The 19,647-nt window shown below is 48.6% G+C and carries 21 protein-coding genes and 1 riboswitch; of the genes, 15 read left to right on the top strand and 6 right to left on the bottom strand.

Translation table 11 applies throughout. The features are described 5' to 3' along the window. The first annotated feature begins 43 nt into the window (after positions 1–43). Positions 44–1,327 (top strand): DUF3422 family protein, encoded by a 1,284-nt coding sequence (locus J3B89_RS09240; RefSeq protein WP_215397248.1) that lies wholly within the window; start codon positions 44–46, stop codon positions 1,325–1,327. Between the two features lie 72 nt (positions 1,328–1,399). Next, positions 1,400–2,107, top strand: a complete 708-nt coding sequence (locus tag J3B89_RS09235; RefSeq protein WP_251372321.1) for a lytic transglycosylase domain-containing protein — start codon at positions 1,400–1,402, stop codon at positions 2,105–2,107. 3 nt (positions 2,108–2,110) lie between these two features. Here the strand turns inward: J3B89_RS09235 and J3B89_RS09230 are convergent, their stop codons facing one another. The 3 genes from J3B89_RS09230 to J3B89_RS09220 are packed head-to-tail and all read right to left on the bottom strand — an operon-like array spanning position 2,111 to position 4,743. Beyond that, the gene (locus J3B89_RS09230; protein WP_215397247.1) at positions 2,111–2,533 is read right to left on the bottom strand and encodes a CBS domain-containing protein; all 423 of its coding nucleotides are present in this window, start codon (positions 2,531–2,533) and stop codon (positions 2,111–2,113) included. Positions 2,534–2,559: 26 nt separating this feature from the next. Beyond that, a complete protein-coding gene (locus J3B89_RS09225) occupies positions 2,560–3,684 on the bottom strand; it encodes a PilT/PilU family type 4a pilus ATPase (protein WP_215397246.1) in 1,125 nt (374 codons plus the stop codon). A 6-nt stretch (positions 3,685–3,690) separates the two neighbouring features. Beyond that, complete coding sequence (locus J3B89_RS09220) at positions 3,691–4,743, bottom strand: type IV pilus twitching motility protein PilT (protein ID WP_215397245.1); 1,053 nt, start codon at positions 4,741–4,743, stop codon at positions 3,691–3,693. 30 nt (positions 4,744–4,773) lie between these two features. On the opposite strand from J3B89_RS09220, the gene J3B89_RS09215 reads away from it, so the two are divergent. The 9 genes from J3B89_RS09215 to J3B89_RS09175 all read left to right on the top strand — a co-directional run bounded on the left by J3B89_RS09215 (position 4,774) and on the right by J3B89_RS09175 (position 11,849). Beyond that, positions 4,774–5,460 (top strand): YggS family pyridoxal phosphate-dependent enzyme, encoded by a 687-nt coding sequence (locus J3B89_RS09215; protein ID WP_215397244.1) that lies wholly within the window; start codon positions 4,774–4,776, stop codon positions 5,458–5,460. 8 nt (positions 5,461–5,468) lie between these two features. Next, a complete protein-coding gene (gene proC / locus J3B89_RS09210) occupies positions 5,469–6,284 on the top strand; it encodes a pyrroline-5-carboxylate reductase (protein ID WP_215397243.1) in 816 nt (271 codons plus the stop codon). Between the two features lie 38 nt (positions 6,285–6,322). Beyond that, positions 6,323–6,862: a YggT family protein gene (locus J3B89_RS09205; protein WP_215397242.1), complete on the top strand. Its 540-nt coding sequence runs from the start codon at positions 6,323–6,325 to the stop codon at positions 6,860–6,862. Then, complete coding sequence (gene yggU, locus J3B89_RS09200; protein ID WP_215397241.1) at positions 6,859–7,155, top strand: DUF167 family protein YggU; 297 nt, start codon at positions 6,859–6,861, stop codon at positions 7,153–7,155. Before J3B89_RS09205 ends, yggU begins: the two co-directional genes overlap by 4 nt. A 41-nt stretch (positions 7,156–7,196) precedes the next feature. Further along, positions 7,197–7,619, top strand: a complete 423-nt coding sequence (locus J3B89_RS09195; RefSeq protein ID WP_215397240.1) for a DUF4426 domain-containing protein — start codon at positions 7,197–7,199, stop codon at positions 7,617–7,619. Between the two features lie 12 nt (positions 7,620–7,631). Beyond that, on the top strand, positions 7,632–8,228 hold the full coding sequence (rdgB, locus tag J3B89_RS09190; RefSeq protein WP_215397239.1) for an RdgB/HAM1 family non-canonical purine NTP pyrophosphatase: 597 nt from the start codon (positions 7,632–7,634) through the stop codon (positions 8,226–8,228). Between the two features lie 2 nt (positions 8,229–8,230). Then, positions 8,231–9,373, top strand: a complete 1,143-nt coding sequence (hemW, locus tag J3B89_RS09185; protein ID WP_215397238.1) for a radical SAM family heme chaperone HemW — start codon at positions 8,231–8,233, stop codon at positions 9,371–9,373. Positions 9,374–9,480: 107 nt separating this feature from the next. Next, positions 9,481–11,328: a DUF885 domain-containing protein gene (locus tag J3B89_RS09180; RefSeq protein WP_215397237.1), complete on the top strand. Its 1,848-nt coding sequence runs from the start codon at positions 9,481–9,483 to the stop codon at positions 11,326–11,328. Between the two features lie 347 nt (positions 11,329–11,675). After that, positions 11,676–11,849: a YqaE/Pmp3 family membrane protein gene (locus tag J3B89_RS09175; RefSeq protein ID WP_092791688.1), complete on the top strand. Its 174-nt coding sequence runs from the start codon at positions 11,676–11,678 to the stop codon at positions 11,847–11,849. A 199-nt stretch (positions 11,850–12,048) separates the two neighbouring features. On the opposite strand, the gene J3B89_RS09170 is transcribed toward J3B89_RS09175, so the two are convergent. Then, the gene (locus J3B89_RS09170) at positions 12,049–12,453 is read right to left on the bottom strand and encodes a VOC family protein (RefSeq protein WP_215397236.1); all 405 of its coding nucleotides are present in this window, start codon (positions 12,451–12,453) and stop codon (positions 12,049–12,051) included. Between the two features lie 345 nt (positions 12,454–12,798). Between J3B89_RS09170 and J3B89_RS09165 the strand changes: the two genes are divergently transcribed. Next, positions 12,799–15,066: a GGDEF domain-containing phosphodiesterase gene (locus J3B89_RS09165; protein WP_215397235.1), complete on the top strand. Its 2,268-nt coding sequence runs from the start codon at positions 12,799–12,801 to the stop codon at positions 15,064–15,066. Between the two features lie 129 nt (positions 15,067–15,195). Then, positions 15,196–15,735: a peptide-methionine (S)-S-oxide reductase MsrA gene (gene msrA / locus J3B89_RS09160; protein WP_215397234.1), complete on the top strand. Its 540-nt coding sequence runs from the start codon at positions 15,196–15,198 to the stop codon at positions 15,733–15,735. Between the two features lie 37 nt (positions 15,736–15,772). Here msrA and J3B89_RS09155 read toward each other — a convergent pair whose 3' ends face one another. After that, the gene (locus tag J3B89_RS09155) at positions 15,773–17,560 is read right to left on the bottom strand and encodes a TonB-dependent receptor domain-containing protein (RefSeq protein ID WP_215397233.1); all 1,788 of its coding nucleotides are present in this window, start codon (positions 17,558–17,560) and stop codon (positions 15,773–15,775) included. A gap of 38 nt (positions 17,561–17,598) precedes the next feature. After that, a riboswitch (cobalamin riboswitch) is annotated at positions 17,599–17,784 on the bottom strand. Between the two features lie 64 nt (positions 17,785–17,848). After that, positions 17,849–18,331: a YajQ family cyclic di-GMP-binding protein gene (locus J3B89_RS09150; RefSeq protein ID WP_215397232.1), complete on the bottom strand. Its 483-nt coding sequence runs from the start codon at positions 18,329–18,331 to the stop codon at positions 17,849–17,851. Positions 18,332–18,425: 94 nt separating this feature from the next. On the opposite strand from J3B89_RS09150, the gene J3B89_RS09145 reads away from it, so the two are divergent. After that, on the top strand, positions 18,426–18,782 hold the full coding sequence (locus J3B89_RS09145; RefSeq protein ID WP_215397231.1) for a VanZ family protein: 357 nt from the start codon (positions 18,426–18,428) through the stop codon (positions 18,780–18,782). Next, a complete protein-coding gene (locus tag J3B89_RS09140; RefSeq protein ID WP_215397230.1) occupies positions 18,749–19,645 on the top strand; it encodes a ketopantoate reductase family protein in 897 nt (298 codons plus the stop codon). The genes J3B89_RS09145 and J3B89_RS09140 overlap by 34 nt, the downstream gene beginning before the upstream one ends. Positions 19,646–19,647: the final 2 nt, after the last annotated feature.

Here is a 19,647-nt window from a genome sequence, read left to right as displayed (position 1 = left end):
GTGCTCATTCATGTTTTGTGCCTTCAGCTTCAGGAGCATTATTATGACCGGACTACATAACCGCAGCCATCCTCTGCGTGATGTACTGGATAAAGAATTGCAGCAGCGTACTTTTCCGGCGCTAACGGCGCCAAGCCGGCTGTGCCAGTTTATGCTAACGGTATCGCCGGCCTCGCGTAGCAGCGAACTTAGCTTTATGCAACAACTGGCCACAGCGCAAGGCAGCCATTTTAGTGAAACCGACCATGACATTAACCTGCCATTGTTTGGCGGCAGCCTGCGGTTTGAAAAACATGGCGAGTTTTCCAGCTATATCTTTATTCAAAATGGCAGCGAAAAGCAGCTATTTGATGATCCACTGGATTTTCTGCCCACGAAGAACTGGCTGGATAATATTCCGGGCCAGATTTTCCGTGTGGTTCAGCTAAGCGTTATCACACCGGCACAGCTAAAAAGCCATGCCGACACCAACCAGTTATTTAACCCGGACAATTGCATCAGCAGTATGCTGGCCGGGCAAAAAGCCCGTATCTGGACCGACTTTCAAAAACATGCCGAAGGTGCCGGCCGCATGTTATTGCTGGATCAGGGCTTAAGCCCCGCAGCGCTGGGGCGTTTAGTGCAACAGTTGTTTGATCTTGGTAATTACCGCAAATTATCACTGCTGGGCTGGCCACAATCGCGCCAGGCACTTAGCAAGCTAAATATGCTGGAACAACGCTTGTCGGATATTACCCAACGCATAGAGCTGCGCCTGAGTGACGATGAGCATTTACTTAACGAAATTACCACCATGGCAGCCCAAACTGAACATCTGATTGCCGAAACCAGCTCGCGTTTGCAAGCCACTGCCGCCTATTACCAGCTAACGCTGGACCGGATCAGAAGCCTGAACGAAACCCCGATAGAAGGCTTGTTGTCATTGCAGGATTTTACCGAGCGGCGCTTAACACCGGCATTTCGTACCAGTGAATCGGTAGCATACCGCCAGCATGCCTTATCTGGCCGTTTAGGCCGATCTACTGAGCTGTTGCGTACGCGGATTAATTTAAAACTGGAGCAACAAAACCAGCAACTGCTGGCGTCTATGGACAAACGGGCCAAACTGCAGCTGAATATGCAGCAAATGGTTGAGGGTTTATCGCTGGTAGCCATCAGTTACTATGCCGTGCAGCTTAGTGACAAAGCCATTGATGCACTGAGTTACTGGCTGCCACAGCTAAATACCAAACAATGGCAAAGTATCAGTGTGCCGGTAGTGGTTGTTATTGTGGCTGCGGTACTGTTTTGGATTAACCGCCAGTTACACCGGGATAAAAGTCGTTGAAACTTTTATAAGCCGGTATGGCTTGAGCTTTTACCGGCTTAGTGCTTTACTTTCAGTCCGCTGAATTTATACATGGATGTAGCTTTGTCATCTGCCGGTACTGCCATTGCTGTGTTTGTTTTAAGCTGTAGCCTGATGCTGACGGCTGAGCCGCAGACAACGGAAAAAAAGCAGCTTAAGCTTTCGCCAGACAGCAACAATACAACATTGCCGCAAGCACAGACAAAAGCCTACCCTACTATTGCAGTATATAAATCGGTAAAAAGCGATGGCACAGCACTGTTTTCGGATCGTCAGCCGCTAAACCTGCCTTATCAGGTGGTGCGGTTTGACTGCTTTGCCTGCGATCCCGGTTCCAAAGTTAACTGGCACACCGTACCTCTGTATACCCGGCCCTTTGATCAGTTTATTGCCAGAGCCGCAGCAGAACATCAGCTTGATCCTGCCCTTATCCGTGCGGTTATTCATGCCGAATCCTCTTTTCGCCCGTCAGCAATATCATCTAAAGGCGCGGTAGGCTTAATGCAACTGATGCCAGGTACCGCCAGGCAGCTTGGCATAAGCGATGCCAGTGTGCCGGAACACAATATTGCTGCCGGCAGCCGTTATCTGGCCCAGTTATTAAAACAGCATAACGGTGAGTTACCGCTGGCACTGGCAGCTTACAATGCCGGTAGCAGTAATGTGCGCCGTTATAACGGCATTCCGCCTTTTGCCGAAACTCAGGCCTATGTTGAACGGGTGGCTATTTTGCACAAGCGCTATCAACGCGCCGGTTAACAGCTAAATGGCTGGCCTGTGTAGGGCGGCGCGCATAATATCCTTCCACGATACCAGGCCAAGTAAATGCTTATATTCGTCAGTTACCGGTAAACAACTGATATTGTGTTGTAACAGTAAAGCGGCAGCCTGCTTTACACCTGTGGTTTCGCTAACGGTAATAACCGGGCTTACCATCACCTGATGCACTTTGCGCGAGCGGATAAACAGGCCGATTGCCGGATCACTGGCGGAATCCATTACCGGGCTGAGCTCACGAAAATAGTCTTTTACCGACACGATACCAACAAGGCGGTTGGTGTGATCCACCACCGGCACATGCTGAAAACCCGCTCTGGAAAAGACATCACGTAACGAGGCCAGGCTGGCATCGGCCATAGTGGTAACCAGTTTGCTGCGGTGTGTCATGATCTGTGCAATAGCCATAGCAACCTCAATGTGACATCGGCTGGTTAATTATCTTTATTTTCAAAACCCTCTATGGTTACACCAGACAGGAACCCTGCGCCTTTAGTGTCGCCACTGCGCAGTTTAATCATCAGGCGTAAGTCGTTTGGCGAATCGGCATGGTGAATAGCGTCAGCATAAGTAATTTGGCCACGCTGATATAAATCGTACAGCGCCTGATCAAAGGTTTGCATTCCCAACTCGCGTGATTTTGTCATTACCGCTTTAATTTCGCCCATTTCACCACGGGCAATTAAATCGGCAATTAACGGCGAATTCAGCAATACCTCAATGGCGGCCAGCCTGCCATGGCCATCGGCAGTAGGTATAAGCTGCTGCGCAACGATACCGCGCAGATTTAATGACAAATCAAACAGTAACTTTTGGTGCATCTCTTTGGGCACCAGATGCATAATACGGTCAATTGCCTGGTTGGCATTGTTGGCGTGCAGGGTGGCAATACATAAATGGCCGGTTTCCGCAAACGACAGAGCATATTCCATTGTGTCCTGGCTGCGGATTTCACCAATTAAAATCACATCCGGTGCCTGACGTAACGAGCTTTTCAGTGCCGCCTCAAATGACTCCGTATCAATACCCACTTCGCGCTGGGTAATTAAACTTTTATGGTGCTCGTGCACAAATTCAATCGGGTCTTCTATCGTCAGAATATGGCCCTTGGCATTGCGATTACGGTACCCCAGCAAAGCCGCCAGCGACGTCGATTTACCGGTACCGGTACCGCCGACAAACAGTACCAGGCCGCGTTTGGACATGATCACCTCTTTCATGATCGGCGGCAGGCCTAAATCGTCCACATTAGGAATTTTAGTAATAATACGCCGTACTACCATGCCAGCACAGTCGCGTTGCCAGAACGCTGACACCCGAAACCGGCCCGCCTCGTTGGCAATAGCAAAGTTGCACTCTTTGCTGCTCATAAACTCCTGCTGCTGCTTGTCATTCATAGCCGATAGCACCAGCTTTAATGACGCGGCATCCGTCAATGGTGTTTCATCAATAGGCGTCATTTCACCGTTTATCTTTGCTGCTACCGGCATACCGGCGGTAACAAACATATCCGATGCTTTAACAGCTACCATTTTTTCCAGAAAATCAATTAGCTGCATAAGTGTTTATATCCTGCCCATGGCACCAAAGGTGTTTTTGTCCTGCGCTTTGGCCGCAGCATCTTTTTGCGATACCAACCCCCGGTTTACCAGATTAACCAGACATTGATCCATGGTTTGCATACCATGGGCTGCGCCGGTTTGTATTACCGAATACATCTGGGCAATTTTATCTTCGCGGATAAGATTACGAATAGCCGGTAATCCAACCATGATCTCGTGCGCCGCTATACGGCCACCGCCCACCTTTTTTAACAGAGTTTGTGAAATAACCGCGCGCAGTGACTCTGACAACATCGAGCGCACCATGTCTTTTTCTTCGCCGGGAAAGACGTCAATAATACGGTCAATCGTCTTGGGCGCTGAAGTGGTATGCAAAGTACCAAACACCAAATGGCCGGTTTCAGCAGCTGTCATCGCCAGACGAATCGTTTCCAGGTCGCGTAATTCACCTACCAGTATTACATCGGGGTCTTCACGCAGCGCTGAGCGCAAAGCATTGCTGAAACTATGGGTATCGCGGTGTACTTCACGCTGGTTAATCAGGCTGGATTTGTTGTTGTGCACAAATTCAATCGGGTCTTCTATTGTCAGTATATGGTCATGGCGCATGGTGTTAATGTAGTCAATCATCGCCGCCAGGGTAGTACTTTTACCTGAACCTGTCGGCCCGGTAACCAACACCAGCCCACGCGGGTTTTCAGCAATGGTTTTAAAGATCTCCGGCGCACCTAAATCATCCAGTGTTAACACCTCACTGGGTATAGTACGAAATACCGCCGCCGCGCCACGGTTTTGCACAAAGGCGTTAACCCGGAACCTGGCCAGGTTGGGCACCTCAAAAGAAAAATCGGCTTCGAGGTGTTCTTCGTATTCTTTGCGCTGCTTGTCAGTCATAATCTCGTACACCAGTGCATGCACGTCTTTATGAGTCAGCGGCGGAATATTCAGCTTGCGCACATCACCGTCAACCCGTATCAACGGCGGCACACCGGCGGAAAGGTGTAAGTCTGACGCTTTATGTTGCACACTAAAGGCTAATAATTCGGTAATATCCATGACAATTTATACTCTACGTTGCCAATCTTTATGAATAACATAGCAGAACAACTTAACCGCGCCTATCAGAACCTGACGGAAAAATTGCAGGCTTTACCAGCAACAAAATTCACGCCGCAACTGCTGGCGGTAAGTAAAATCAAGCCGGTATCTGCAATCGTTGCCGCCTATCAGGCCGGACAGCGCCAGTTTGCAGAAAACTACCCGCAGGAATTAGCCGAAAAAGTAGCACAATTAAGCAATTATCCGGACATTACCTGGCATTTTATCGGCCCGTTGCAGTCAAATAAAACCAGGCTGGTAGCCGAAACCGCGCACTGGGTACACAGTATCGACCGGCTTAAAATTGCTGAGCGTTTAGCTGCGCAGCGCCCGGCAACGCTCGGGCCACTTAAAGTGCTGCTACAGATTAATATCAGTAATGAACCCAGCAAAGCCGGTATTGCGGCGGCAGATATGCTGCCATTAGCAGCCGGTGTAAGCGCCCTGCCACAGCTGCAGTTAAAAGGGTTAATGGCCATACCGGCACCGGGCATGAGCGAACCGGCCTTTGCGGCCATGGCGCAACTGTCAAAAATATTACAGCAACACTACCCGCTGGCAGATGAATTATCTATCGGTATGTCGGATGACTGGCCTTTGGCTCTGCGATACGGCGCAACTATGATACGATTAGGCACCGCAATTTTTGGCGCAAGAGATTATCACAAGGAATGACTACACAGATGAATGACAATACTGTCGCCTTTATCGGCGCTGGCAATATGGCCCGCTGCGTTATCGCTGCCATGGTGCGCGCAGGTTATCCGGCCCAAAACATTATTGCCGCCAACCGCAGCCAGCCTAAACTCACGGCGCTGGCCGCCGATTTTGGCATTCAAACCACCCTGGATAACATTGAAGCGGTAACCAAAGCCGATGTTATTGTGCTGGCCGTTAAACCACAGATGATGCAGGAATTGTGTGAAACACTCATCAATGCCGCACCGGAGATAACCGAAAAACTGTTTGTTACTCTGGCTGCCGGTATTACCGTAGCGCGCTATCAGCAGTGGCTGGGTAATATCCGTCTGGTGCGCGCTATGCCGAATACGCCGTCACTGGTAGGATTGGGCGTTACCGGCTTGCTGCCACAGGGCTGCTCTAACTATGAAAAAGCCTTTGTTGATCATATGTTCAGTGGCACCGGCATGAATGTCTGGTTAGACAATGAAGCACAGATAGATCATGTTATTGCCGTTACCGGCAGCTCACCGGCATATTTCTTCTTCTTTATGCAGGCCATGCAGCAAGTGGCAGAGCAATTGGGTTTTGACGCAGCACAAGCCAAACAAATGGTAGCGCAAACCGCGCTGGGCGCGGCAACCATGGCACTGAACAGCGATCTCAGCTTCGCTGATTTGCGTGCACAGGTCACATCAAAAGGTGGCACAACGCACGAAGCAGTAACCACTTTTGCCAACCAGGGCCTTGAAAAAATGGTTTCAGATGCCATGTATGCCGCCATAAAACGGGCGCAGGAAATGGCGCAGAGTTTGTAATTTTCATCGTTGTTATAATTTAAGATGCGGAGAGCCTGATGCAAGCTGTGCTATTTCTGATTGATACTGCGTTTAGCCTGTACCTGATGGTCATGATATTACGCCTGTGGTTACAACTGGTACGTGCCGACTTTTACAACCCGTTCAGCCAGTTTGTGGTAAAAGCCACCAACCCGCTGGTATTACCGCTACGCCGGGTTATTCCCAGCCTGGGCCGGCTGGATACCGCAACACTGCTGCTGGCATACAGCATTATGCTGGTAAAATTGCTGGTGTTGCAGCTTATTCAGATTGGCCAGATAGCCTTGGCCCCCAGTTTAGTGTTGTCAGTTGTGTTTCTGATAAAAGAAATGCTTACCTTACTGTTCTGGATTTTAGTGATCCGCGCTCTGCTTAGCTGGTTTAGCCAGGGCCGCAGCCCGGTTGAATATGTTATGCACCAGCTAACCGAGCCATTATTACGCCCTGTGCGCAGTATTTTACCGCCACTTGGCGGGCTGGATTTATCAGTGCTGGTTGTGCTGATTGGCCTGCAATTTTTAAACATCCTGTTTAGTAACTGGTTCCCGGGCTTTTGATTGCAGTAACACGGTGCGGGGCGGATATACGGTTAAAACTGTATATTCAGCCCAAAGCCAGCCGCGACGCCTGGGTAGAGCTTTATGGCGACGAAATTAAAGTTGCCATTACAGCACCGCCGGTAGATGGCAAAGCCAATGCCCATTTGCAGAAGTTTCTGGCTAAGAGCTTTGCCGTAGCCAAATCGCAGGTAGTGATTGAAAAAGGTGAGACCGGGCGGCATAAAACAATACTGATAATGGCGCCTAATCAGCTACCAGAGCTGGTGAAAAACCAGCTGACAACCGCTTAAACCACTATACTTAATACCCTGTGCCAATACCGAGGTGAACCATGAAGCGCATTATTATCGCCCTGTTGTTGGGCATTGCCATTAGCTTTAGCGCGGTGGCCGAACAAAAAAAACAACTGGGTAACTGGGACGTACACTACATTGCCTTTCCTGCTCCGTTGCTAACACCGGAAATAGCCCTGCAATACCGGCTGCAACGCAGTAAATATAATGCGGTTATTAATATATCGGTACTGGATAAAACCAGCCAGCAAGCGCAAAAAGTGGCGCTAAGCGGCACTGCCAAAGATTTACAGGGCCGCCAGCGCAAACTGGAATTTACCGAAGTGGCAGAAGGTAATGCAGTATATTATCTGGCGCAGTTACCCTTTTATAACGAACAGCGTTTTAGCTTTGCTATTACCGTAGCCAGTGGCAATGAATCGCAGTTACTACAGTTCGACCAGACCTTTTACGTAGATTAAGAAGAGTTTCCGATGACACAAAAAATTGTGCTGGCTACCGGCAATAAAGGCAAAGTAGCAGAACTGTCGCAAATGCTGGCACCGCACCACTATCAGATAGTGCCACAAACTGAACTTGGCGTAACCGATGCCGACGAAACCGGCCTGACCTTTATTGAAAATGCTATTTTAAAAGCCCGCCATGCCGCTTTGGCTACCGGTTTACCGGCTATAGCCGATGACTCAGGCCTGTCGGTTGACGCACTCGGCGGCGCACCCGGCATATACTCGGCGCGCTACGCCGGTGAAGCAGCCACTGATGCCGCTAATATCACTAAATTGCTTAATGCATTGCAGAATGTGCCGCCGGCACAGCGCACAGCGCAGTTTCATTGTGTGCTGGTATATTTACGCCATGCTGAAGATCCCACGCCACTGGTATGCCATGGCATATGGCACGGTGAAATTACGCTGGCTGCATCGGGCAATGGCGGCTTTGGCTACGACCCGGTGTTTTATATTGCCTCCGAAGGCTGTACCAGTGCAGAGCTAAGCCGCGAACGTAAACAACAGCTTAGCCATCGTGGTAAAGCACTGGCGCAACTACTTAACCAGCTACGGGCGAACTAAAAGTGGCGCTGCAGTTACCGCCGCTGGCACTGTATATTCATATTCCCTGGTGCATTCAAAAATGCCCCTACTGCGACTTTAACTCGCACGCGGTAAAACAAGGTATTCCTGAGCAGGAGTATATTGCCCATCTGCTGGCCGACTTAGAGCAAGACTTACCCTTAGTAACCGGGCGTAGCCTAAGTAGTATTTTTATTGGCGGTGGCACGCCCAGCGTATTTTCTGCTGCAGGCATTAGCCAGATTTTAACCGGCGTAAAACAGCGATTAAACTGCGATGCCAATATGGAAGTAACCATGGAAGCCAACCCCGGCACGGTAGAGGCCGAGCGTTTTGCCGGTTATGTGCAGGCAGGCGTAACACGGTTTTCTATTGGTGTGCAAAGCTTTCAAACCGCGCAATTAAAAGCGTTGGGCCGTATTCACGATAGCAGCGAAGCCATACGGGCGGCACAGCTGGCGCAAAACCTGCCCCTTGACAGCTTTAACCTCGATTTAATGCACGGCCTGCCACAGCAGGACGTCAGCGGCGCGCTGGCCGATTTACAACAAGCGATAGACTTGGCTCCGCCGCATTTGTCATGGTATCAGCTAACCATTGAGCCTAATACAGCCTTTGCCTCACGCCCGCCGGTACTGCCACCCGATGATACCCTATGGGACATTCAGCAGCAGGGCCTGGCGCTGTTGCAGCAACATGGTTATCAGCAGTATGAAATTTCGGCCTATAGCAAACCCGGCCATCAGTGCAAGCATAACCTGAACTACTGGCGCTACGGCGACTACTTAGGCATAGGCTGTGGTGCGCACGGCAAAATTACCCTGCCGTCACGTAATGCTATTTTGCGTACTGTGAAAATTAAGCATCCAAAAGGCTATATGGATATCAGCCGTGGCTATATGGACAGCCGTGAGCAGGTTGAAGCAGATGACCGGCCGTTTGAGTTTTTTATGAACCGCTTTCGCCTGCTGGAGCCCTGCCCGGTAGCCGATTTTACCGCTTACACCGGCTTACCACTTAGCACAGTTGCCAGCGCTATTCGCGATGCCGAGCAAAAAGGCCTGCTCAGTGTTAATGCCACGCACTGGCAGGTTACCGAGAAAGGCGCACGCTACCTGAACGATTTACTCACTTTGTTTATCTAGGGCGTGCTCCAGGTCTGATTAACTTGTTGTTGCGATACATTGTCTTTTCATCTGCGGCCAGTTGCGTAGAATAAAACCATTACTCTAACAATAAGACAGGAACCAGTATGAAAACCGCCTTTACCCGCAAAGCCTTGCTGCCACTTGCCATCACAGCCGCTTTACTGGCAGGCTGTGGCCCGCAGCAAAACCAGAGCCCGCAGCACAGCAATGCACCATCAGCAGTGGTAACACCATCTGAATCAGATAAAGCCAATGCCCTGTTTGAACAAATATTTATGGACGAAGTACGGCGCGATCCGCTGCGGCAAACCCGGCTAGGCATTAAAGATGACTACGATAAATGGCAGAATTTATCCGATGCCCACTTCGAGGCAGACATCGCCCTTACCCAACAGCATTTAACCATGTTAAAAGCTATTGATGTCAGCAAACTGGACGACAGCACCCGTATCAGTTATCTGCTGATGCAACAAAACCTGCAGCAAACCCTGGATGAGGCCAAGTGGCGGCTGTACAGCTACCCGGTTAACCAGATGTTTGGTACACACTCGCAGGTGCCATCGGTGTTGATCAACCAACACAGTATTAGCAGCGAAAGTGATGCTAAAGCTTATATCGCCCGGTTAAATGCCGTACCTGAGTTGTTTAATCAGCTGCAGGAGCAACTGCAAAAACGTGCTGAGATTGGCATTATTCCACCCAAATTTGTGTTTCCACTGGTGCTGTCAGCCAGTGAAAATGTTATTAAAGGCGCACCGTTTGATACCGGTGCCGACAGTACCTTACTGGCCGATTTCAGTAAAAAGCTCAGCCAGCTTAACATTGATGATCACGCGAAAAAATTGTTGATGGATGAAGCCAAAGTCGCGCTGTTAACCAGTGTTAAACCGGCCTATACCAGCTTAATCCGCTATTTAAATACGCTGGAACAACAAGCCGGTACCGTTGACGGCGTATGGCGGTTTAAAGATGGCGCAGCATTTTACAATGATGAGCTAAAACGCATTACTACCACCAATTTAACAGCCGATGAAATACACCAGATTGGTCTGGATGAAGTAGCCCGCATTCATGCAGAAATGCAGGCTATTATGCAAAAAACCGGCTTTAACGGTGACTTAAAAGCCTTTTTCCGGTTTATGCAAACCGATCCACAGTTTTACTACCCGGATACTGAAGAGGGCAAAGCGGCCTACCTGGCTGAGGCTACTGCCGTTATCGACAATATGCGCACCCGGCTGGACGAGCTGTTTTTAGTAAAACCCAAAGCCGACATGATAGTAAAAGCTGTTGAGGCGTTTCGTGAGCAAAGCGCCGGTAAAGCGTTTTACCAGCGACCGTCGATGGACGGTAGCCGTCCCGGTATTTATTACGCCAACCTGTACCGCATGAGCGATATGCCCAAATACGAGTTGGAAGCACTTGCTTACCATGAAGGTATACCGGGCCACCATATGCAACTGGCCATAGCACAGGAACTGGAAGACATGCCCAAGTTCCGCCGTTTTGGTAGCTACACCGCCTATATTGAAGGCTGGGGTTTATATACCGAATTACTGCCCAAAGAAATCGGCCTGTATCAGGATCCCTACTCAGATTTTGGCCGTTTAGCAATGGAACTGTGGCGCGCCTGCCGTTTAGTGGTAGACACCGGTATTCATGCCAAAAAGTGGAGCCGCGAACAGGCGATACAATACCTGCTGGATAACACACCCAATACACAAACTGCGGCAGAAAAAGCCATAGAGCGCTATATCGTTATGCCCGCCCAGGCCACCGCTTACAAAATTGGTATGATCAAAATTATCGAACTACGTGAAAAAGCTAAAACTGAGCTGGGCGATAAGTTTGATATCCGCCAGTTCCACGATGTGGTGCTGAAAAACGGCGCAGTGCCGCTGGATGTATTAGAGCAACTGGTAGACGAATATATTGCTGCCAGCAAAGCCTGATAGCCTTTGGCTGTCTCACCATCCCAAGCCGGTCTGTTGACCGGCTTGTTGTTTTTCGCTGCAGTGAAATATTTATTTAGATACCGGTAAAGTTTGCACACTACGCTATAAATTATGCGCTTAGCCCTCCCGCCACAGAGTAACCAGGTCAAGTAATGTTTGCTAAACTTCCCTACAGCGACAATGGCGAAAATCAAGCCAGGAAAGGTCCCGCAGAGCAATACTGTCGCTCCGATAAGGCTGTGCCACACCACTTTATTACAAACGGCATAGATAGTGCTTGCTTTAAACAAAGCACAGAGAGCCGGGCAAGCAAAGCATCTGACTTACTATCTAAGGAGCCTGTTATGGCAGTTACCGCAACCGATCCGATTAAAATTATTTTCGCAATAATCCTGCCACCGCTGGGGGTTTTCCTTGAAGTAGGCCTGAAAGGTCATTTCTGGCTTAGCATTTTGCTAACGCTGTTTGGCTTTATACCCGGCATTATCCATGCGCTGTACGTCATTCTAAAACATTAAAGCCGGGTAAAACCGGGTTATCAGCCGCCACGGCTTCCTGTGCCAAAAAAACGCTGTTTAATCAGCGCGTCAACATCAGGTTCTGACACCACCACTGCTTAAGCTCTAATGCTTTAAACCCAAAATTAGTACGTCTTTAAACATCATGGCCTCTTTGTTAGGTTGTTCTGATCGTGCAATAGTTACCTGATAAACACGTTTATTCGCCCGGAATAGCAGCTGGGTCCATCCAGAACGGTTCCCAGATATGGCCGTCCGGATCGGTTAAGGCACGGCTATACATAAAGCCTAAATCCTGAACCGGGTTAATATCTGCTGTACCGCCTTGCTTTGCAGCATTATTCATAGCATCAACGGCTTCGCGGCTGTCGCACGACAACGCCAGCATTACCTCGCTTGAGGTTGTTGCCGGAATAGGCCGGTTAGTAAACTGGCGCCACTTATCGTGGGTTAACAGCATAACGTTTATTGCTTTGCTCCAAACCATACAAGCGGCGGTGTCGTCAGTAAAGTGCGGGTTGTTGGTAAAACCCAGTGCGGTATAAAACGCCATTGAGGTTTTTAAATCTTTTACCGGCAGGTTAACAAATATCATTCGGCTCATGCTGTTTCTCCGGGTAGCAGTTGTGAATAGTTGTTACAGATAATAGCTATGAATAATAGCCAACAATACAGCCTGGCAGGCTGCCTGCTTATAATCGGATAACAACCGGTAAATTCGACAAGGCTAACCTTATTTTTATTTAAGTACTTGCAGCAGTATTTACCGTCTTTATTTGCCCAACTTATATACATTTTTATACACTGTTTAAAACAGTTTTCACTTTGCTATTGTCCCGATACAGGTATTTGTTTACGCTAGGCTGTCATTTAACAGGACGTTAATTGCTATTGCGTATTTTCCGCTTTGAAAACAGACGGACCCCAAGCCTAATTTAGTGGATAATTCATGTTAAGCCGTATAAAGCAGCTACTGTTATTAACTGAAACACACCTTAATTCGCCGTCTACAACCGTTTTACAACAAAGTACTCTGCGTATTATTCTGACTTCAGGCTTGTTACTGGTGTTAACTATAGTGCTGCACAGCTCTTGGCAGGCATATCAGGCCGGAGCCTGGTACACCATCGCCATAACAACTAGTTTTTACGCTATCTTATTGCTGGCACTCTATTTTTCCACCCATCATTTAGCTATCAGCCGGGTTATTTTGTTATTTACCGTGTTTGCTGCCGGGCTTTGTATGCTGTTTTTTATTGATGATTTTGAACTGTCAAAGCTGGGGGTTATTTTTGTTTATACCGCCCCGCTTATTGCATTGCTGTTTTTTAACCGCACGGTAACGCTATTGGTAATGGCAATAAATGTGCTGCCGTTTTTATTTCTTCTATACAGTACGACACCGATAAATTTGTTTAACTTTTCAATTACCTTGCCAGCAACACCTACTTACCTGCACAGTTTACTGTTTTTGTTTTTTAATCTGTGTATTCCGCTAACGATTATGCGCATGCTTAGCACACTAAACCGTAATGCCGCTGCGCTAAAGGCACAAAATGCTAACATTCTGCAAAGCAATCAGCTGTATCAGGATATTTTTAACCACCAGAATAAAGCTACACTGTTGGTTACTGCTGAGGGGCAGATTCTAAAAGCTAATGCCAAAGCGCAGCAGATGCTGGCACTGACAAACGCCGAGCACAGACATTTAACCGAAGTTATAAGCACCGCAGCACACGACAAAACAGCATTCTGGATCGGGCATGATACTGAATGCCAGTTGCTGGCAGACAGCAACAAACATTTGTTACTGAACCATCTTTGCAGCACACAACAGCAGCACCATTTACTGCAACTGGACGATATTACCCCGTTAAAGCAAATGCATAAAAAGCTGGCCGCCAGCGAGCAGCAGCATGAGTTGTGGTATAACTACGATAACCTGACATCATTACCTAACGCCGGTTTTTTATTACACCTGATCCATAAGCAGCGGGAAAGCACCGTAGCAGGGCTGATGCTTATTCTCAGGTTATGCCACGTCAAAGCCTTTAACCATCAAAACAGTTATCAGGCTGGCGATGAGCTATTAACTACCTTTGCCCAACAACTGCAAAATGCTCTGCCAGAGCAAGTAATATTTGGCCGCTTAAGAGGGGTAAAATTTGTACTGTGGACAGATTTACTTAACAGCAGCAGCTCAGTTAGTGATCAGGTAGCACAGTTGCGCAGCCTGTTGCCTGCGGAGCTGATACTGTCGGTTGGCAGCATAAAACCGATGTATGAAATTGGGGTAAGCATCGCAACCTCAAACCACTTTAGCCCTGAGGAAATGTTGGAGCAATGTGAGTCGGCACTTGAACTGGCCGATGCTTATAACTGCCCGGTTGCTTACTATCAGGCCGACTATTTGCAACAACGTAACCTTGATTTGCAACTGCTGGCCGATTTAAAACAAGCCTTACACAAAGATGAACTTGCGTTATGGCTGCAGCCCAAAGTAACACCGGATGGCACTATACAAAGCTTTGAAGCTTTATTACGTTGGCCCCGCGCTGATGGTAGTTTTGTCGCGCCAGAGACGATTATAAGGCTGGCAGAACTGTACGGTATGATTGGCGAGGTATCGTTAAAGGTGCTTAATCAGGCTATCAATATAGTGCAGCAGTTCAAAGCAATAGCCCTTAACTATCCGGTGGCGATTAATCTGGCCGGTTCAGATTTACTGGTACATTCGTTTTACAATGCTTTAATTGACGTTGCTACCCACCAACCTGATCTACTTAACCAGCTTACACTGGAGCTGACAGAAAACAGTATTATCAGCCATAAGCAGCCGCTGTTTGACAAAATACACGCGCTGAAAAAACTCGGTTTTAGCATCGCTCTGGACGATTTTGGTACCGGCCAGGCGTCATTAAGCATGCTAAGCAAACTACCGGTAAATAAAATAAAACTTGACAGAAGTTTCCTTAAAGAAGTACCAAGTAACCCGGTACAGGTCAGGCTGGTACAATCGGTGATCCAACTGGCCGCGGCGCTGCAGCTAAAGCTGGTAATCGAGGGTGTTGAAACCGATATTCAGCGCCGCTTTTTAATTAAACTGGGCTGCAAGCAAATGCAAGGCTACTTTTTTGCCAAACCGGCGCCTGTGGCACACTGGTTAAAACAACTCAGCTCAACCAAAGATAATCATGCGGTACCCCCCCTGAATTAACACCCGCTAACTAACCATTATGATCGCTATACAAGGCTATGGCGTATTGCCGGTATAAACTGGTGCAGACGCTAATGTTAGGATACATTCAGTATTGGGCTACAAGTACCGGGCCACAGGAGAGATGATATGGCAATGCAAACGGCAACTTTTGGTGCAGGCTGTTTTTGGTGCTTAGAGGCCGCAATGAACCAGCTTAGCGGCGTTATTCAGGCTTTAAGTGGTTATATGGGCGGTGAGAGCAGTTTTCCTACCTACGAGCAGGTATGCCGCGGCGATACCGGCCATGCTGAAGTAGTGCAGGTGCAATTTGAAAGCAATATTATAAGTTTTGAGCAACTCTGTCTGATTTTCTTCAGTTTGCATGATCCTACTCAGTTAAACCGTCAGGGTAATGATGTTGGCACTCAGTACAGATCCGTGGTGTTTTACCATAATGATGAACAGTTACAACTGGTGCGCGGCGTAATGGCAGAGCTGGAGCGTACCGGCGTATTTACGCAGCGTATTGTCACAGAAGTTAGCCCGGCTGGCCCGTTTTACGTGGCCGAGGAGTATCATCAGGGCTATTTTCTGCAACACCCTGAGCAAGGCTATTGCCAGTTTATTGTGGCGCCGAAAATGGCTAAGTTCCGGCAAAACTATACTAAGTTACTCAAGCCAAACTGAAAAAGCGTGCCGGGGCACGCTTTTCTGATAACTGCATTTACTGCGGTGTATAGCTAATACTAAGGCCGAAGTTAGTGCCTTGAGTGGCATAACCATGGCTGGTGTAATAGTCTTTATCAAACAGGTTATCAACCTTGGCACGTAGAGTTAATGCCGGTGACAACGTATAACTGGCACCTACGCCCCACAAAGTATGAGCTGGGGCATAAGGGCGATCTTCACCTGTTAGCCAATCTGCTCCCTGATAGGTAGCGCTTTGATAATCAGCTGTAACAAATGCTGACCATTTATCGGCATCATAGCTACCGCGCCAATTCACAGTATTTTCTGGCCTGCGCTCCAGTTTCTTACCGCTGGTTTGGTTTTCCGTATCCAGCCAGGTATAACTAAACTGGCTGCTATACTGCCGCCACTGTTGTTTAATAGTGAACTCAATGCCCTGCACGGTTGCCAGCAACACATTTTCTGCCTGCTGAACCCCCTGAATCAAGTTAGTCACATCACGATCAAACCATGCCAGTTCTGCTGTCAGCGCATCCCCTTGGTAAACCAGCGCCACTTCATCTGATATCGACTCTTGTGGCTGCAGATCAGGGTTAGCGAAATCAGGGTAATACAGCTCGTTAAACGTAGGTAGTTTAAATGCGCTGCCGCGACTTGCACGTATTAGCCAATGCTCTGCCAACTGATAACCTGCCGCCAGTTGCCAGGTATTTTGCCCACCATACTGATTAACCAGATCGCGGCGTACTGCAGCTTCCAGCTGTAACGCGCTGTACTGATAGTTGAAACCTGCGAATATAGCGCGGTTAATGCGGCTGGTTTCTTCGTATGCAGTCGCTGATTGATCAACTTGCTCATGATACCAGTTTACTCCACCAACAAAACTTAGTGCGTCTGTTATATCGGTAGCTGCCTGATAGTTAAACTCGTCGCGTTCAGTAACAAAAGGGCTGCGTGAATCAGGGCCGAAAGTTGTATCACTGTCGAGATTACGGCTCAGTTGTGCCTGATGTTGCCATTGCCCCAACTGATGTTGCCAACCCAACAAGTAAGCCCGGCTTAAGGTATCAGCTTCATCTTCATTTCCGAAATCAGTATCAAACTGATAAAAACCTGAGTTAACATCTGCCTGAGCGCTCCATAAGCCAAGCGCTGTCTGATAGTCAGCCGCCACTTTAACAAATTTCTGATTATAGCCATCCCGATCCTGATCTTGTGCCGGCTGCACGTTGTAGCCGTCAGCACGGCTGACACCTGCTGTTGCGCGTAAAGTCAGTTGATCGACAGCGTGGCTTAAACTGATATCAGTACCCGCTTGGCCGTCACTGCCAACGTTAGCGTTTAGCTCTACCGCACTACTACGCCGGGTAGTAATAGCAATCACACCGGATAGCGCATCCGAGCCATACCATGCAGCCCGTGGGCCACGCACAACTTCAATTCGTTCGATCAGTTCTAGCGGTAACATTGACAATGTTTTATAACCCAGCGTAGCTGAGCCACTGCGCACGCCGTCAATAATGACCAGCGTATGGCCGGTATTACCGCCACGGATATAAACACTGCTATTTTGACCGCGGCCGCCATCGCGGGAAAGATTAATACCCGGCAGTTGCGCCAGTAAGGCGGGTAAATCATTAGCCTGGCGCGCTACGATATCGTCACGCTCCAGCACTGTTATACTGGCCAGCACGTCTTGTTGTGGTGTTGCAGTGCGGTTAGCGTAAATACTGATATGCTCAATATTAGTGTGTTCAGTAGTGTTAGCTGCAGCAGAGCAGCAAGATGCGACCAGCACAGCCGCAAAAGCAGGTTTAAACATATAGGCTCCGAAAATGTGCCCACCGCACATTTAATAATGTTGAAGGTTTTTTTCCGGCCGGTCTCCGGGCTGACAACCTGCTTGCGCCTGTGCTCGCCTTCCCATCTTCAGACAGTGGCATTGAACACAGCTCAGTTGTTTACCGTTGCGGGGGCAGCTCTGGATTAACACCAGATTCCCGTTTACCTGCAGTTGCCTGCAGCACCAGAAAAAGCGGCTCCCTGTCGGAGCCGCGTGCAGTTTACGCCATCAAGGCAAAATGTCAACAGATGGCTGGATGGCCAAATATTAGTCGCGGAAGTTTTTAAACTGGAACGGCTGGCCCAGCTCGCTGGTGCGCACCAATTGCATAACGGCCTGCAAATCGTCACGCTTTTTACCGGTTACCCGCAGCTCTTCACCCTGGATCGCTACCTGCACCTTAATATTGCTATCCTTAACCAGCTTAACGATTTTTTTTGCCATCTCTTTATCAATACCCTGCTTGATACTGACATGACGGGTGATAAATTTGCCGTGACGCTCTTCTTTTTCAATCTTGAAACTACTGACATCCAGCTGCAACTTACTGGCTTTAGTGGCAAAAATATCAAACAGCTGCATCACTTGCTGGTCGGCTTCAGCGGTCAGCTCAATTTGCTCTTTGTTCAGCTCAATTTTGGCGTTAACGCCACGAAAATCAAAGCGGGTCTCAAGTTCCCGTTTGGCGTTCTCTACGGCGTTCTTCGCCTGATTCATATCAATTTCTGAAACGATATCAAATGAGGGCATGCACCTTCTCCTAATCATAAGCCATTCTGTCTGCTGGTGATTATAACCAGAAAACTGCTACAATCCGAGTGCCATAAATGCCTGGGGGATCTTTGTGTCACAAACTTTTTATCGTTGGTTGTGTGTTTTCTGTTTTGTCGCTGCTACAGCCAGCTTTTTAGCTGAATTAAGCGGCCATCGGATTGGTGGCGGCATAGCCCATTTAGATAAAGTGGCGCATTTTGGTATTTTTGCCATCTTAAGTGCCTTGCTGTGGAAAGGTTTTAAACTCGGCCCCTGGCTGGCCTTTATATTGCTGGGTGCATACGGTGGCGCGATTGAACTGGCACAGCATTACTTTACCCGTCGTAACGGCGACTGGTGGGATTTGCTGGCAGATCTTGCCGGTGTACTCAGTTTTTATCTGGTGCGGGCCCTGTGGCACAAAATTCGCCCCCGCAACCAGCGTTAAGCTGGACGGTTGTCGGCCAGGGCGCCATAGGCTTACTGGCTGCCAGCCGCTTTAAACTGGCAGGCTGGCCGGTACAACTGTGGTTACGACAACCTGCACCGGTTGATATCTGCTTTAATCAGCAACCCCTTCATTTTGCCTGCGCTACTGCGCCCATTACAGCCGTATTAATTCCGGTAAAAAGCTATGCTGTGCCCGCTGCGGTACAGGCTTTATTACCCGCCCTGGCAGCTGATGCCCAACTGGTGCTTAGCCATAATGGTATGGCCGCCACAGAGCATATTTTACCTTTGCTTAGCCCGGCACAAGGCTTGTGGTTTCTTACCACTACGCATGGTGCACTAAAGCAAGGCGCTACTGTGCACCATACCGGGCAAGGCCAGAGTGTACTGGCGCCGTTAAACCCGGCGGCAAAAAACCAGCTTTTAGCCGTGCAGCAGGCGATGGATATCGCCCTTGGTCCTGTTACGCTAACAGACAATATTCTGCCATTTTTATGGCACAAGCTGGCAATTAATGCAGTAATTAACCCGCTGACAGCATTAAATAACTGCAGTAATGGCGAGCTGGCAAAAGAGCAGTATCAACCGCAGATAAGCCAGATCCTGACAGAAGTTTGCCAGGTAGCAGCTGCGGCCGGTTATCCGCTGCAATACGCTCAAATACTGGAAAAAGTGCAGCAAGTTATTCAAAGTACAGCGGCTAATTTCTCGTCAATGCAACAGGATATCGCACACAGACGCCGTACCGAAATAGACGCCATCAATGGCTATATCGTTACCCAGGCCGCACTCTATAACATAGACGTGCCGTACAACATAGAACTGACGCAGCAGGTGCTGCAATTGCAGCACCGTGCATAATA

The organism is Rheinheimera oceanensis (genome assembly GCF_018831085.1).
Lineage (GTDB): Bacteria > Pseudomonadota > Gammaproteobacteria > Enterobacterales > Alteromonadaceae > Alishewanella > Alishewanella oceanensis.
Note: the sequence above shows the minus strand (reverse complement) of the source record. Positions and strands in the feature narration are given on the sequence as shown.